Below are 14749 nucleotides of genomic sequence, written 5' to 3'. Positions count from 1 at the left end.
TACGTTCTCGTTAACTACGAGGTAGGACTAGATGTCGTACGGCGACTCTTCCCCGGATGACGGCTTTGGATTACTGTGCACGTTCACAGAAATAATTCGAGGGGGAGCTGTTGCCTGGATATCCCGTCCTGCCCGAGGGCATCGCATACGGCGGGGACTACAACCCCGAGCAGTGGCCGGAGGAGGTCTGGCACGACGATGTCCGGCTGATGCGCGAGGCCGGGGTGAACCTGGTCAGTCTCGGCATCTTCAACTGGAGCCTGCTGGAGCCCGCCGAAGGCGTGTACGACTTCGGCAGGCTGGACAGGATCATCGACCTGCTGGACGCGTCCGGCGTCAAGGTCGACCTGGCGACCCCGACCTCCTCGCCGCCCGTGTGGTTCAGGAAGGCCCATCCGGACAGCCGCCTCGTCGACAGGGAGGGCCACGTGATCGCGGGCGGCTCCCGGCACAGCTTCTGCCCGAGCTCCCCGCACTACGCCACGGCCGCGGGGCGGATCGCCGAGCGGATCGCCTCCCGGTACGCGAGCCATCCCGCGGTGGTCATGTGGCACGTTCACAACGAGTACGGCTGGGCGAACGCGCAGTGCTACTGCGAGACCTCGGCCGAGGCGTTCCGCGACTGGCTGCGTGAGCGGCACGGGGACGTGGGCGCGCTGAACGTGGCGTGGGGGACCACGTTCTGGGGGCTGACCTACGGCTCGTTCGAGGAGGTGGAGCCGCCCCGGGTCGCGCCGGTCGGCCAGCTGACGGGCCTGCAGCTTGACTTCGCGCGGTTCTGCGTCGACGCCCACATCGCCAACTTCTGCCGCGAACGCGACGTCATCCGCCGCTTCAGCGACCTGCCGGTCACCACCAACTTCATGATTCCCAACTGCAGGCCGATGGACTACTGGCGGTGGGCGGGCGAGGTGGACGTCGTCTCCAACGACCACTATCTCGACGCCGCGCGGGCCGACGGCCACATCGAGCTCGCGCTGGCCGCCGACCTCACCCGCTCGGTGGCGGGCGGCAGGCCGTGGATGCTCATGGAGCACTCGACCGGCGCCGTCAACTGGCAACCGCGCAACCTCGCCAAGCGGCCGGGGGAGATGCGGCGCAACAGCCTGGCCCATGTCGCCCGGGGGTCGGACTCGGTGCTGTTCTTCCAGTGGCGGGCCTCCCGCTACGGTGCGGAGAAGTTCCACTCGGCGATGCTGCCGCACGCGGGGACCGGCTCCGAACTCTGGAACGACGTGGTCGCCCTGGGGGCGGAGCTCGGCAAACTCGGCAAGGTCCGCGGCTCCCGGGTCGAGGCCGAGGTCGCGCTCGTGTGGGACTGGGAGTCGTACTGGGCGCTCGAACTGGAGTGGCGTCCCACGGCGGACCTGAACTTCCGCGAGCGGGTGGAAGCCTTCTACGAGGCGCTCTGGCGGGAGCACGTGACGGTTGACTTCGTCCACCCTTCCGCCGATATTTCGGGATACAAGCTGGTTGTCGCGCCGAGCTCCTACCTGCTCACCGAGGCCTCCGCCAAGAACCTCCACCGCTACGTCGAGGCCGGCGGGCACCTGGTCGTCTCCTACTTCTCCGGCATCGTCGACGAGAACGACACCATCCATTCCGGCCCCTATCCCGGAGTCCTGCGTGAGGTGCTCGGCCTGTCGGTGGAGGAGTTCCATCCGCTGCGCGAGAACGAGACGGTCGCGCTCGGCGACCACGGCCTGACCGGGCGGATCTGGTCCGAGCGCGTCCGCCTCGCGGGTGCGCACGCCGTACAGGATTTCACCGAGGGTCCCGACGCGGGCCATCCCGCGGTGACCTGCCACGAACTGGGCGCGGGGGCGGCGTGGTACATCGCGACGGCCCTCGACCCGTCCCGCGACGGCGACGACGGAGACGACGGCGACACAACCCTTGACCCGGCTCGCGACGGCGACACGGTCCCCGATCCGGCTCGTGACGGAGAGACGGCTTACGACGGCGACGTGGCGGAGGGCCGCGATTCGCACGGGCTTCCCGGCGCGATTCACGACGGCGGTGTGGAAGGCGGCCGTGAGCTGCGCGGGGTTCTTCGCGCGGTCCTCGACCGGGCGGGTGTGTCCCGGCCTCGCGGCCTGCCCGACACCCTTGAGTTCGTACGGCGAGGCGACCACGTCTTCCTCATCAACCACGGCGACGAGCCCGTCACGGTCCGCGGGGTGAGCGGGACCGGGGTGTTCGACGGCGCCGAGCACCCGGGGTCCGTGACCGTGCCGCCCGGTGGCGTCACGGTCGTCGAGCGGGCCGGGGGCGCATGATCTCCCTCGGTGCCGCACCGGTCACCTGGCCGTGACGCGTCATCGAGGGTCTTCGGGGGTGTCCGCATCACTCCTCTCCAGAGCGAGGAACCATGAAAAAGACCCTGGTGGCGCCGGTCCGGCGCGCCGCCGCAGCCCTCACGTCCTTACCCGCACCGACCCGGTTCGCCCACTCGTGACGGCGAACACCATCCGTCCTCTCCTGACCGGAGGAACCATGCGAAGGATCTTCGCGGCGCTGTTGTTGTGCGCCGCCGTACTCACGGCCGGGCAACCGGCGCACGCGGGCACCGGCCCGGACCATGACGGGCTTCCGATCAGGGGCGCCGACGTCTCCAGCCTGGCCAAGTCGGAGGCGTTCGGCGGGATCTACCGCTCCTCGAACGGCAAACGCGGAGACGCGCTGGCCATCCTGCACTCCGCCGGGCTCAACTACGTCCGGCTGAAGGTCTGGGTGAACCCGGTCGACGGCTACAACAGCAAAACCCAGGTGCTCCGCCTCGCCAAGCGGGCCAAGGCCCTCGGCATGGGGCTGCTGGTCGACTTCCACTACTCCGACAGCTGGGCCGACCCCGGCAAGCAGAACAAGCCGGCGGCCTGGAGCGCCCTGCCGTTCGACGCGCTCAAGAAGGCTCTCCACGACCACACCTACGACGTGCTGAACGCGCTGAAGAGGCAGGGCACCAAGGCCGACATGGTGCAGATCGGCAACGAGCTGAACGGCGGGCTGCTCTGGCCGGACGGCAACTGGGAGAACTGGCCGAACCTGGCCGCGCTGCTCAACGCCGGCTACGACGCGGCCAAGGCGGTGTCCCGCTCGACGAAGGTGGTGCTCCACCTGGCCGACGGCGCCGACAACGGCCTGTACCGCTGGTGGTTCGACACCGCCGCCACCTACGGCGTCCGTTACGACGTGATCGGCCTGTCCTATTACTCCTATTGGCACGGGACGCTCGAGGCGTTCCAGGCCAACCTGAACGACGTGGCGTCACGGTACGGCAAGCCGGTCGTGCTGGTGGAGACGGCCTATCCCTTCACCGCCGCCGATGACGACGGCCTGGAGAACATCATCACCTCCACCGAGCCCTATCCGGGCTATCCGGCCACCCCGGAGGGGCAGGCGGCGATGATGCGGGCGGTGACGGAGGTGGTCCGCTCGGTTCCCGGAGGCCGTGGCCTCGGCGTCTTCTACTGGGAGGCCACCTGGACGGGAGTGCCCGGCAACGGCTGGGATCCCGCCGACCCCTCATCCGGCAACGGCTGGGAGAACCAGGCCCTGTTCGGGTTCGACGACCGCCTGCTTCCGACGGTGAAGGGGTTCCTCCGCCGGTGAGGCCCGCGGGGCTCCCGTGATCGCCATCACGATCGCGGGAGCCCCAGCCTGCTTGATGCCCGATGTCTGGTGCCTGATATCTCTGGTGCTTGGTGCTTGGTGCTTGGTGCTTGGTGCTTGGTGTCGGGTGATCGGCGCGGGGAGGGTCACCGGCCGCTGAGCACCGTCCAGCCGTGGGCCGGAACCAGAGCCGGGTCTCCAGGATGGGACGTCGCGGAGGTCTCCTCGACGGTCAGCCCCTCGGTCTCCACCGGGAAGCGGTACGGCTCGTCGCCGATGTTGAGCAGGGTGACGATCCTGGGCCCGCCACTCTCACCGCCGCCGTTCGCGGCCTTGTTGTTCCCCGCCTCGCCGTTCCCCGCCCAGTCGTCTCCGGCCTCGCCGTTCCCCGCCCAGTCGTCTCCGGCCTCGCCGTTTCCCGCCCCGTCGTTTCCGGCGGTGGAGGTCAGGGCGACGGTGAGGTTGGTCAGGTGCTCAGAGGTGGTCCGGGCCCGGAGGAGCCAGGGGTGGCGGCGGCGTAGCGCGATCAGGCGCTGGTGCAGCCGGTAGGTGGGCAGCCCGTGGGGAGCGAGGTCGTCCGGCCGGGCGGGGAAGGCGGGGCGGATCTCGTCGTCCCCTCCGACACGGTCCTCCTTGATCCCGCGGAAGGCCTGCTCGTCACCGTAGTAGACGCTGGGAACGCCGCCGACCGTGAACAGCACGGCGAGCGCGTGGCCGAGGTGCCGCTCGTCGGCGAGACGGCTGGCCAGTCTGGTCACGTCGTGGTTGCCGACGAAGGTCAGGGGCGTGAAGTCGCCGAGCAGATCGTCGTGCCGCTTCAGGGTCCAGGCGAGCTCGAAGAAGTTGCCGTCGTTGAGCGAGCTCCAGATCGCCTTCCACAGCTCGTACTCGGTGACCGAGTCCAGGCCGCTCTCGGCGACGTATGCGGCGTACTCGCCGTGGATCATCTCCCCGACGAACCAGGCGTCGGGGTGGCGGGGCCGTACCAGCGCCAGGACGTCGTGCCAGAAGCGGGCGGGCATCGCGTAGGCGGCGTCGAGGCGCCAGCCGGAGACGCCCCGATCCAGCCAGTGAATCATGACCTTGGCGACGTGGTCGAGCACCGCGGGTTCCTCGTGGTTGAGTGCCACGAGCCGGTGATGGCCCTCAAAAGTCGCGTAGTCCGGTTCCATGGAGCCCGTGACGCCTTCCTCCGCCCCGTCTGCGGCTCCGCCGGCGGCGTCGTTCGCGGGCAGGCGCCGGAACCAGCGGGCCGCGTCCGGGTCGGGGTTCGGGCCGGTCGCCCGCGCGAACACCGGGAACCCCCGTCCCACGTGATTGAACACGCCGTCCAGGACGATTCGCAGGCCCCGATCGCGTGCCGCCGCGATGAAACGGTCGAAGTCCTCGTCGTCGCCGAGCCGCGGATCGATCCTGAAGTGGTCGACGGTGTCGTAGCCGTGTGTCTCCGAGGCGAAGACGGGCCCCAGCATCAGTCCCGAGCATCCCAGCTCCAGGACGTAGTCCAGCCAGGGTTCGAGCTGCCGCAGGCGGTGCCGTACCGGCGCGTCGTGAGGCTGCGCCGTGCTCTCGGCACCGGTGAAACCGAGCGGGTAAACGTGCCACCAGATCGCGTGATCCACCCACGATGCCATGATCACTCCTTAGTGAGGGACACCCGGCAACATTAGTGAACGGAGCTTCCACTCCCGGCCTTGGGGGAGCCCGTCGCGGGCCGTCGCGGCGACATCCTCTGACGTACGGGGCCCCGGGGTGAAGGGGAGACGAGGGGAAGGCGCGATCGGACGGGCCTGACCGAGCGGTGACCGCGGATCGAAAGGCTCCGTCTTACCCTTCGCGTCCGGCGGTCGGCACAGAGCGTTGTGACCGGGCTCCGTGGGGGAGCCCGGTCACGCTCAGGGATCGGTGCCGCTTGAGGATCGGTGCTTCGACGGGATCAGACGGAGATCCGTCCGGCGCCGGCGCCGCCGGTCACGATCGACTTGACGTTGGCCGCGGTGTCGAGCGAGTAGGAGTAGGGGATGGAGGCCACGCTGCCTCCGGTCTGACCACTACCGGAGTTGACGAAGAAGTTGTTGCGGGCGACCAGGCTGCCCGGGCCCGAGTCTCCCTCGCCGAGGTGGTAGGGGTCTTCGGTGTTCTCGAAGTAGTTGCCCTCGACCAGGACCCCGGCACCCTCGGTGGACGCCACGCCGTAGCTGCCGACGCCGCCGTAGTAGTTGTTGTAGACGTGGACCGGGTTGCCGAACCGCACGCGCGGGTGGCGCTGGTTGGTGCCGTCGAACCAGTTGTGGTGGTAGGACACCCGGAGGTGGCCGATGTCCTCGCTGCCGTTGCCGTCGTCGTGGCCGAGCAACATGGTCTTGTCGTGATCGGTGACCTTGTTCCAGGAGATGGTGACGTAGTCGCTGCCCCGCTTGACGTCCACGGCGCCGTCATAGCCGTTGCCGAAGGTGTTGTGGTCGATCCACACGCGGGTGGAGTACTGGACGTTGATGCCGTCGTCGTTCCAGTCGCGGAAGTTCAGATTGCGGACGATGACGTTGGACGCCTCGGAGATGTTGAGGCCGCAGCCGGCGATGGTGGCTCCGGAGTTGCCGAGGATCGTCTTGTTCGAGGCGACCTTGAGCATGCCGGAGCAGGAGATCGTGCCTGACACCCGGATCACCGCCGAGCCGCCGGCGGCGAGCGCGCTGGTCAGCGCGGAGGCGCTGGTGACCGTGGTCGCCGAGGCACTACCGCCGCCGGTGGTGCCGCCGCCCTGGGTCGCCCAGCCGACCAGGCCGGTCTGAGGCTGCGTCGGCGGCTGTGTCGGGGGGTTGGTGGGCGGGTTGGTCGGGGGGTTGGTCGGAGGAGTGGAGCCCGCCGGGGTCAGCCTCCACTGCTTGGTCGCCACGGAGTCACAGGAGTTCTGCTGGACGAGGGCGCCCGCGGACGTCGAGTTGTCCTTGGTGTTGAGGCACTTGCCGCCGCCTGCGTTGACCACCCGGTAGTTCGACCCGGATGCGGTCAGCTGCCAGACCTGGGATGTCGCCCCCGAGCAGCTTTCCTGCTGTACGGCCTTGCCGGCGGAGGTGCTCGCGCCCTGGACGCCCGCGCATTTGCCGCTGTGCGCGGCCTTGAGCAGGTAGGAGCTGCCCGATGTGGTGACGTTCCAGATCTGGCCGGCCGCGTTGTTGCAGCTGTTCTGGACGAGCTGCACGCCATCGGAGGTGCTGCTTCCGGGAACGCTGAGGCACAGGCCGCTCCCGTTGTTCACCAGGGTGTATGCCCCGGCAGCCGGTGCGGCTGCGGCGGCCGTTGCTCCGACCACCAGCCCTGACAGGGCGACCGTACAGGCGAAGGCCGCGGCGGCGGCGGTCTTCCCGTTGATTCTGCGTTTCACGGTTGAGCTCCTTGCTGGTCCGGCAGGCCGGTATGGCCTGCGATGCGGGTTCCCCCCAGCGAGCACTCGCCGTTCACATATGTGATCCGTGTACATGTGAGCGAACAATCACAAGTTAGGAAAGCGTTTTCCCGATGTCAACCAGCGGTGAAACTTTCATGACAGCCGTTGTTATGTCGCAGGCCGGTTCGCCTGATTCGGTCCCGTCCGGCTCGGAGCCCGGACCCGCCGGCGGAGGGAGGCGAGTCCGGGAAAGGCCTTCGCGGGCGAAGGTCCGGGCGGGGTGAGAGGGCCGGGGACGAGCCCCGGCGCTCGGTTCTCACCTGCGGAAAGCCCGCCCGGGCCGTCGAGTGGGCAAGCGCGTGCCGAGCCGGACCCCATCCGCATACCGTCGGGTACGCACTCTGGGCAGGTGACGTGCGTGCCGTCGGTATCTGACGTCAGAGGGTGACGACGGCGCGTGGGAAGCCGCTAGTCGACCTCGGCACTGCCGTTGACGCGGAGCTTGCGGCGGGCGCGCTCGTAGAAGGTCTTGTCACCGAGCCGGACGACCCACGCGGCGGCGCGAAGAGCGGTGACGGTGAGATCGTCTCCGGGGCAGAGATGGGCACCCACCGCGCCGTCGACCTCCACGGCCAGACGACCGCTCGTCGGAAGCAGCTCAAGGGTGACCCTCTCGTCGGCGGACAGCACCAGGGCCCGGTTGAACGCCGAATGAGCCGCCGCGGGCACGACGAGGAATCCCTCGACCCTCGGGGACACGATGGGGCCGCCCGCGGAGAAGCTGTAGGCGGTCGATCCGGTTGAGGTCGCCACGATGACGGCGTCGGCGGCATAGCGGACGAAGGGATGGCCCTCCACGGAGACCGCCACCGCCGACAGGCCGTCGCCGGGGATCCGGACCAGGGCGATGTCGTTGAACGCGGTCACCGCCGTCCCGTCGGGCAGGACGGCCTTCACCGCCATCCGGGACTCCACCGTGTATTCGTGGTTGTCGATGGCGGACAGCGCCGGAGGGAGCTCGTCGACGTCGATCTCGGCGAGGAACCCGAGGCGGCCGAGATTGACACCGAGAATGGGTGTGGAACGTCCGGCGATGAGCCGCATGGTGCGCAGCATCGTGCCGTCGCCGCCCAGGCTGACGAGCAGGTCGGCGCGGTCCACCAGGGTGTCGTCGTCGACCGGGACCGCGCTGCAGTCGATGCGTCCGACCTCGTCGGCCAGCCCGAGCACCGTGCGGTTCCGGGCGCGGGCCCACTCTACGATCGTGTCAATGGCCACCTTCGAATCGCGCTGCGGATGCAGGACCAGTCCTACGGTTTCGACCATCCCCATGACGCCACTGTACGGGGACCTCCGAGGGTTCGTGTCCAGGGAGGCGGGCTACCCGCGAAGCCCGGGAGATCCGGCGGGCACCGCAGGCCCGGGAAGGCGAGCACGACCGGCGATCTCCGCCTGCTCGGAGGGCTGAACACGTTCGAGCAGACAGGATGGCTTGAAGGGTCCGAAGCTCACGAGACCCGATCACGGCTCATGTCTGGCGTTGTTCTTTCATCCGTGCCTCGTGAAGATGGCGGCGCCCTCCGGCGAGCTCATCCCTGATCCGCTTTTCGAGGTCGGCGAAGAAGCGGTAGTAGCCGTCTTCGTACTCCTCTACGACCTGGAAGGTCCACCGGCCGGGCAGGACGTTGCGGCCGATCAGCTCGTTGACCACGATGTCGGCGTACTCCGGGTGGCCGGAGGCGCGCAGCAACTCCACGACCTGGTCGAGTTGGAGGTCGGCATGACCGGTGAGCTGGTGAAAGGAGTAGAGGTGCCCCCTGGCCCTCTCGGTCGTCTCCAGAGCCTCGGAGAGCTTGCCCAGCGCCTCCACGGTCGTGTCGTCGATGTCGGCGGGATCGACGGCGGGATTCGCGCCGGCAGGACCGGTGGCGGCGGGACCGACGCCGGTGGGGTCGGCGGGATGGGGATCAACGCCGACGGGTTCGGCGGCGGTTCTCGCGCCGACGGGATCGGCGGAGGTGGGCTCGGTGACGGGGCCGATGCCGGCAGAATCGGTGGGAGAGGGATTCATGCCAACGGGATCGGCGCCAGGAGCGGTGGAACCGGAAGATAGGCGGATACCGGAAGATGGGCGCCTTTCCGGCTTTTCCTCATTAATCACTTCGTCTCCTCGCCAAAAGCGCCGACGCGTCTGGGACGGCGAAGTGGTCTCGTCGATCGCGCGCCGGGCGACCGGACCCCGTCCTGTCGCGTCCCGTCGTCGTCCGAGCCCGGTCGTCGTCGCCCGTTCGGCGCCCTGAGCTGCTTGGTTGCTTGAGCGGTGGAACCTGTCCCTACCCCGGCCGATGGCGGTGAATCAGCGGGGTGCCCCCCGGGAGGACGTGCTGCGGTCAGGGGCGAGGGCTTCTGAAAGCGCCGGAAATATTGCGTCCCTTTTTATGTGTTACCCGTCTTTTCTCGGGCATACGGCTGGCAGCCAAGCAAGTGGGAGCGTGAACCATGGATATCACTGGCATTATCTCCGCCATCGTCATTGGAATCATCATCGGGGCCCTGGGCCGTCTGGTCGTACCGGGCAAGCAGAACATCCCGATCTGGCTGACCATCGTGATCGGTATCGTCGCCGCTCTCATCGGCACCGCGATCGCCTCCGCGCTGGGAGTCGCCAGCACCGGGGGGATCGACTGGATCGAGCTGATCATCCAGATCGTCCTGGCGGCCGCCGGCGTCATCGCGATTACCGGCATGTACGGCAGGCGAGGCGTTCGATAGCCGATCCGGACCGACCGCCGGATGCCATGTCCGCGAGAAGTCCGGGAGACGTCTACCCGCTTCGCCGGTGGTCCCGGCCCGCGATCGTGGGCCGGGACCACCGCTGTCTGTGCCGCCGCCCGCGCGGGACTCCCGTGCTGAGGGCATCCCCTCCACGCTGGGGCCGCCGTCGCCGCCCGCGAGGGGCTCATGCGGGCGGTGCTCAATGATTTTCGTGCCGTATGTCTCACACATCCCGCATGTTCCACACATCTCGCGTGAATCACATGTCCCACATATCCCGAATTAACCATATGAATCTTGTGAATCGCGTGAACCGCGTATTTCACGATTGAGGTTAAATTTGGTTCTCTCCCCGCCCCGAAAATCCACGGAGGCGTTCGGGAGTGTCCAGGCGGAGTGTGAGCTTTCGAGGGCGAGAAGGTATCCGACTGGCTAAAGTCGACGCGCGTGAGCTGGAGTTATCCGCAGGATGAAACGCGGTGCACGTGATGACCGCGCGGCCGGATGTAATGAAGATTCGCTACATGCTTCTGCATGCCTACGGCATGGGCGGCACGATTCGGACGGTGATCAGTCAGGCGAACGCCATGGCGGCCGCGGGGCACGACGTCGAGATCGTCAGCGTGGTGCGACGGCGAGACAGGCCGCAGTTCCCCATCGACGAACGCGTCCGTCTCCATGCGCTGGCGGACCAGCGAGAGGGCAGGCGCGCGGACTCGGTGGGACGCCGGATCTGGCGGAGGTTCCGGGGCAAGATCGTGCCCGCGGGGGAGTCCGCGGGGTCCAGCTTCACCGAACGGGTGGAGAGGGCCGTCATCGACTACGTCTCCACCCTGGACGACGGCGTCCTGGTCACCACCCGGCCCGCGCTGAATCTCATCTCCGCCCGCCGTACGCCGGTGGGCGTCGTGCGGGTCGCCCAGGAGCACCTGAACCTGGCCACTCACCCGGCCGGCGTCCGGTCGGCGATCGCCCGCCACTACGGCCGGCTGGACACGGTCGCCGTGCTCACCGAAGCCGACAGGAAGGACTATCAGAGCTTCCTGCCGGACACTCCGATCGTGTGCATCCCCAACGCCGTGCAGGCCGTCGACCAGACGCTTCCGTGGCAGGAGGACAGGCTCGTGGTCGCGGCCGGACGGCTGGTCCCGCAGAAGGGTTTCGACCTGCTGATTCCGGCGTTCGAGCAGGTTGTGCGCCGGCACCCGGACTGGCGGCTGCGGATCTACGGCTCGGGCCCCCAGAAGGGCGCGCTGCGCGAACTCCTCAAGAAGCACAGACTGCGTGACAACGTCACGCTGATGGGACGCACCGGCCGGCTCGGCGACGAGTTGGCCAAGGCCTCCTTCCACGTGCTCAGCTCGCGGTTCGAGGGGCTGCCGATGGTGATGATCGAGGCGATGGCCCACGCGTTGCCGGTTGTCGCCTTCGACTGCCCGACCGGTCCGCGCGACGTGCTCACCGACGAGATCGACGGTCTGCTCGTCCCCTCCCAGGACGTCGACGCGCTGGCCGGGGCGATGATCCGGCTCATCGAGGACCGGGAGCTACGGCACCGGATGGGGGCCTCCGCCGTTGTCACCGCCCGTCACTACGCCCCCGAAACGATCATGCCGCTCTGGGAGAACCTGTTCGCCGAACTGCTCGGCCGGAGTCATGCGCCAATGAGCTGAGACGGATTCAGCGGAGACCAAGGGGCGAATGTCGCGTTTCCATCAGGCGGTGAGTGCGTGAAACGCGCCCCAGAGCCACTCATTCCGGCGTAGGAGCAGGTAACCGCCGATTCATATCTCTTTTCTCACCTCGCAAAGCACGCTAAAAGCCCGGTGTGACCGCCTTCGTATGACGCGTGAACGTGCTTTCCATCCTTATTCGGGATTGCGATCCGATGGAGGAGGTCCGATCCGGAAACGGGCTCCCGCCATGACGTGCTCTCACCACGGCGGCCCTCGCGGCGACGCGCTCTCACCGCGGCGGATTCGCAGGCCGAGGTTTCGGCCCTGCCTCAGCCCGTCTCCAGCCCATCCCGGCAGCCCGCTCCAGCCGGTCGCCGGCCCGCTCCGGCCCACCTGCCGATGACAGGTCCTCGCAATTCACGAAACTGATCCTATGAACTCAGTTGCATGTCCAAATAAGACATTTAAACTTATTGTGACATTAGCCATAATATCGAATCCGTCCTTGGCGGGATCATATTCAATGCTTGACAAGCCATTTAAGCGCGTCCCAAGATTGGCTCGTCGGCGATGACGAGCTGTGTCCGGGTCTTCGCGCCGGAGGCGGACAAGCTTGTCAATTATGTCTCCCGTAATCGGTGACCCCTCATTTTCTGATTCACGCCTTCGGTTTCTCCCTGTCGGTACGAGTACGGATCGGTGGTGTGTGTTGTGACAGAGCTCGATGTTGTCCAGTCGCAGCTGAATGGTGCCCAGTCGCAGTTGAGCCTGGGTACGGCTGCCGCACGAAACCTGGCGACGACGACCAAGTCGACGCCCCAGATGCAGGAGATCACCTCGCGGTGGCTGCTGCGAATGCTGCCGTGGGTGCAGGTGTCGGGCGGCACCTACCGCGTCAACCGGCGGCTGAGCTACATGATCGGCGACGGGCAGGTGAGTTTCACCACCGTGGGGTCGCAGGTGTCGGTGGTGCCGGCGGAGCTGTGCGAGCTGCCCCTGCTCCGGGGCTTCGGGGATCTGGAGACCCTGGAGGCCATGGCGGGACAGTTCGTCCAGCGCGACTTCCAGCCCGGAGACGTGCTACTGGAGGCGGGAAGCTCGGCCGACGAGGTCGTGCTCATCGCGTACGGCAAGGTCCAGAAGGTCAGGACCGGCCCGTACGGTGACAGCCAGACGCTGGGAGTGCTGGCGGGGGGTTCCCACTTCGGGGACGACACGCTGATCGGCCCGGACACCGAGTGGGATTTCACCGTCAAGGCGGTGACCAGCGGCACGGCGATGATCCTTTCCCGTCGGGCGTTCACGGAGCTGGTCGAGCGGTCCGAGGAGCTGCGGGACCATCTTCAGGCCGCGCAGCTGAACGGTTCGAGAGGACCGCAGAACAAGTACGGCGAGGCCGCCGTCGAGGTGGCCGCCGGGCATGCCGGGGAGGCCACCCTGCCGGGGACGTTCGTCGACTACGAGGTCGCGCCCCGCGAGTATCAGCTGAGCGTCGCGCAGACGGTGCTGCGGATGCACAGCCGGGTGGCCGACCTCTACAACGACCCGATGAACCAGACCGAGCAGCAGCTCAAACTGACGATCGAGGTGCTACGTGAGCGGCAGGAGCACGAGCTCATCAACAACCGCGACTTCGGACTGCTGCACAACGCCGACCTGAAGCAGCGGATCCACACGCGCACCGGGCCGCCCACCCCGGACGACCTCGACGAGCTGCTCAGCCGCCGGAGAAGCACGAGCTTCTTCCTGGCCCACCCCCAGGCCATCGCGGCCTTCGGCCGGGAGTGCAGCAGCCGCGGCCTCTATCCCCAGGGCGTCGACGTCGGCGGCGCCGGGGTGCCCGCCTGGCGAGGCGTCCCCATCTTCTCCTGCAGCAAGATTCCCATCACCGACACTCGCACCACGTCCATCCTCGCGATGCGGGTCGGTGAGGACAACCAGGGGGTCATCGGCCTGCACCAGACCGGCATCCCGGACGAGTACGAGCCCAGCCTGTCGGTCCGGTTCATGGGCATCAGCGAGAAGGCGATCCTCTCCTACTTGGTCAGCGCCTACTACTCCGCCGCGGTCCTGGTCCCGGACGCGCTCGGCATCCTCGAAGACGTCGAGCTCGGTCACTGATCGGACCCGGCCGCCGGGCGATGGGAAGGAAGAGGGAAGAACATGACCACGGTTGAGGTGACGGCCGAAGGACGGTCCGCGCGTGAGGTGCTGGCCTGGAGCCGGGAGATGGTCGAGGCGGCCCTCCGACCGGCCGCCGACACGCTGCCCGCGTCGATGCGTCACATCGCCGGATATCACTTCGGCTGGTGGGACGAGCACGGCCGCCCCGTCGCGACCAGCGGTGGCAAGGCGATCCGTCCCGCGCTGGTCCTGCTGTCGGCCGAGGCCGTCGGAGGCAGCGCCGACGCGGCGCTGCGTCCGGCGGTCGCCGTCGAGCTGGCGCATGACTTCTCCCTCATCCACGATGACGTGATGGACGGTGACCGGGTCCGCCGCCACCGTCCCACGGCCTGGGCCGTCTTCGGCGTCAGCCCGGCGATCCTGGCCGGTGACGCGCTGCTGACGCTGGCCTTCGAGGTGCTCGCCGCGGGCGAGCACCCGATCGCCGCGGAGGCGACCCGGGCCTTCGGCGCCTCGATCCAGGAGCTTCTGGAGGGCCAGAGCGCCGACGTGGCCTTCGAGGGCCGCCGGGATGTCGTGCTGGCCGAATGCCTGGCCATGGCGGTGGGCAAGACCGGTGCTCTGCTGGGGTGTGCCTGCGGCCTCGGCGCCCTGTTCGGCGGTGGCAGTCCCGAGCAGGTCGAGCACCTGCGTGCCTTCGGCAAGGACCTGGGGCTGGCGTTCCAGCTCGTCGACGATCTCCTGGGCATCTGGGGGGATCCCGTTGTAACCGGCAAACCGGTCTATTCAGATCTGCGGAGCCGTAAGAAGTCTCTCCCGGTTGTCGCCGCACTGACCTCGGGCACCCCGGCCGGACGAGAGCTGGCCGGCCTCTACCACCGGGAGCAGCCCCTGTCCGATGCCGACCTGGTCCAGGCTGCCGAGCTCGTCGAAGCCGCGGGCGGGCGTTCCTGGAGCCAGGCTCAGGCCGATGAGCTGCTCGCGCGGGCGCTACAGCGCCTGCGTCTGGCCGGTCCGGCGTCGCGATCGATCGTCGAGCTCGGCGCGCTCGCACGCCTCGCCACCCGCCGTGATCACTGAACGACCCTGACGGCAGGGATCACCACTACCTCACCCGCCGTCATCGCCGCAGCTCTTCTCGGGTCGGTGCGCCCGCTCATCCGCCCACGGGCCA

10 protein-coding genes are annotated in these 14749 nt (G+C 68.0%); 6 read left to right on the top strand and 4 right to left on the bottom strand.

The genetic code is table 11. The annotated features are described in order from the left end of the window. Positions 1–110 precede the first annotated feature (110 nt). Together CHC08_RS23605 and CHC08_RS23600 are read left to right on the top strand one after the other, a co-directional pair. Positions 111–2279 carry a beta-galactosidase gene (locus CHC08_RS23605; RefSeq protein ID WP_245878509.1) on the top strand — a complete coding sequence of 723 codons (2169 nt, stop codon included), beginning with the start codon at positions 111–113 and terminating at the stop codon, positions 2277–2279. 217 nt (positions 2280–2496) lie between these two features. Next, positions 2497–3612, top strand: a complete 1116-nt coding sequence (locus tag CHC08_RS23600) for a glycoside hydrolase family 53 protein (protein ID WP_089209541.1) — start codon at positions 2497–2499, stop codon at positions 3610–3612. 146 nt (positions 3613–3758) lie between these two features. Here the strand turns inward: CHC08_RS23600 and CHC08_RS23595 are convergent, their stop codons facing one another. From CHC08_RS23595 to CHC08_RS23580, 4 genes are all read right to left on the bottom strand, one after another. Then, on the bottom strand, positions 3759–5246 hold the full coding sequence (locus tag CHC08_RS23595; protein WP_245878508.1) for an alpha-amylase family protein: 1488 nt from the start codon (positions 5244–5246) through the stop codon (positions 3759–3761). Between the two features lie 302 nt (positions 5247–5548). Continuing rightward, entirely contained in the window at positions 5549–6997 is a 1449-nt protein-coding gene (locus tag CHC08_RS23590; protein ID WP_089209540.1) for a pectate lyase family protein, read from the bottom strand. A 471-nt stretch (positions 6998–7468) separates the two neighbouring features. Beyond that, positions 7469–8332, bottom strand: coding sequence for an NAD(+)/NADH kinase (locus tag CHC08_RS23585; protein ID WP_179282174.1), 864 nt, complete (start codon positions 8330–8332; stop codon positions 7469–7471). A gap of 196 nt (positions 8333–8528) precedes the next feature. After that, positions 8529–9071: a hypothetical protein gene (locus CHC08_RS23580; RefSeq protein ID WP_245878507.1), complete on the bottom strand. Its 543-nt coding sequence runs from the start codon at positions 9069–9071 to the stop codon at positions 8529–8531. Positions 9072–9499: 428 nt separating this feature from the next. On the opposite strand from CHC08_RS23580, the gene CHC08_RS23575 reads away from it, so the two are divergent. The 4 genes from CHC08_RS23575 (at position 9500) to CHC08_RS23560 (ending at position 14655) form a co-directional block, all read left to right on the top strand. Further along, on the top strand, positions 9500–9772 hold the full coding sequence (locus CHC08_RS23575; protein ID WP_089209539.1) for a GlsB/YeaQ/YmgE family stress response membrane protein: 273 nt from the start codon (positions 9500–9502) through the stop codon (positions 9770–9772). 527 nt (positions 9773–10299) lie between these two features. Continuing rightward, positions 10300–11448 (top strand): glycosyltransferase family 4 protein, encoded by a 1149-nt coding sequence (locus tag CHC08_RS23570; RefSeq protein ID WP_245878506.1) that lies wholly within the window; start codon positions 10300–10302, stop codon positions 11446–11448. Positions 11449–12162: 714 nt separating this feature from the next. Further along, on the top strand, positions 12163–13572 hold the full coding sequence (locus tag CHC08_RS23565; protein WP_245878505.1) for a family 2B encapsulin nanocompartment shell protein: 1410 nt from the start codon (positions 12163–12165) through the stop codon (positions 13570–13572). A 42-nt stretch (positions 13573–13614) separates the two neighbouring features. Continuing rightward, positions 13615–14655: a family 2 encapsulin nanocompartment cargo protein polyprenyl transferase gene (locus tag CHC08_RS23560; RefSeq protein WP_089209538.1), complete on the top strand. Its 1041-nt coding sequence runs from the start codon at positions 13615–13617 to the stop codon at positions 14653–14655. Positions 14656–14749: the final 94 nt, after the last annotated feature.

Origin of the sequence: Streptosporangium subroseum, assembly GCF_900188345.1 — a bacterium.
In the GTDB taxonomy this organism is placed as follows: Bacteria; Actinomycetota; Actinomycetes; order Streptosporangiales; family Streptosporangiaceae; genus Streptosporangium; species Streptosporangium subroseum.
Note: the sequence above shows the minus strand (reverse complement) of the source record. Positions and strands in the feature narration are given on the sequence as shown.

Excerpts from the sequence above, each read along its gene's own strand:
- CHC08_RS23600 (WP_089209541.1), top strand. The coding sequence starts at position 2,497 with ATGCGAAGGATCTTCGCGGCGCTGTTGTTGTGCGCCGCCGTACTCACG.
- CHC08_RS23595 (WP_245878508.1), bottom strand. The coding sequence starts at position 5,246 with ATGGCATCGTGGGTGGATCACGCGATCTGGTGGCACGTTTACCCGCTC.
- CHC08_RS23585 (WP_179282174.1), bottom strand. The coding sequence starts at position 8,332 with ATGGGGATGGTCGAAACCGTAGGACTGGTCCTGCATCCGCAGCGCGAT.
- CHC08_RS23580 (WP_245878507.1), bottom strand. The coding sequence starts at position 9,071 with ATGAATCCCTCTCCCACCGATTCTGCCGGCATCGGCCCCGTCACCGAG.
- CHC08_RS23575 (WP_089209539.1), top strand. The coding sequence starts at position 9,500 with ATGGATATCACTGGCATTATCTCCGCCATCGTCATTGGAATCATCATC.
- CHC08_RS23570 (WP_245878506.1), top strand. The coding sequence starts at position 10,300 with ATGCTTCTGCATGCCTACGGCATGGGCGGCACGATTCGGACGGTGATC.
- CHC08_RS23560 (WP_089209538.1), top strand. The coding sequence starts at position 13,615 with ATGACCACGGTTGAGGTGACGGCCGAAGGACGGTCCGCGCGTGAGGTG.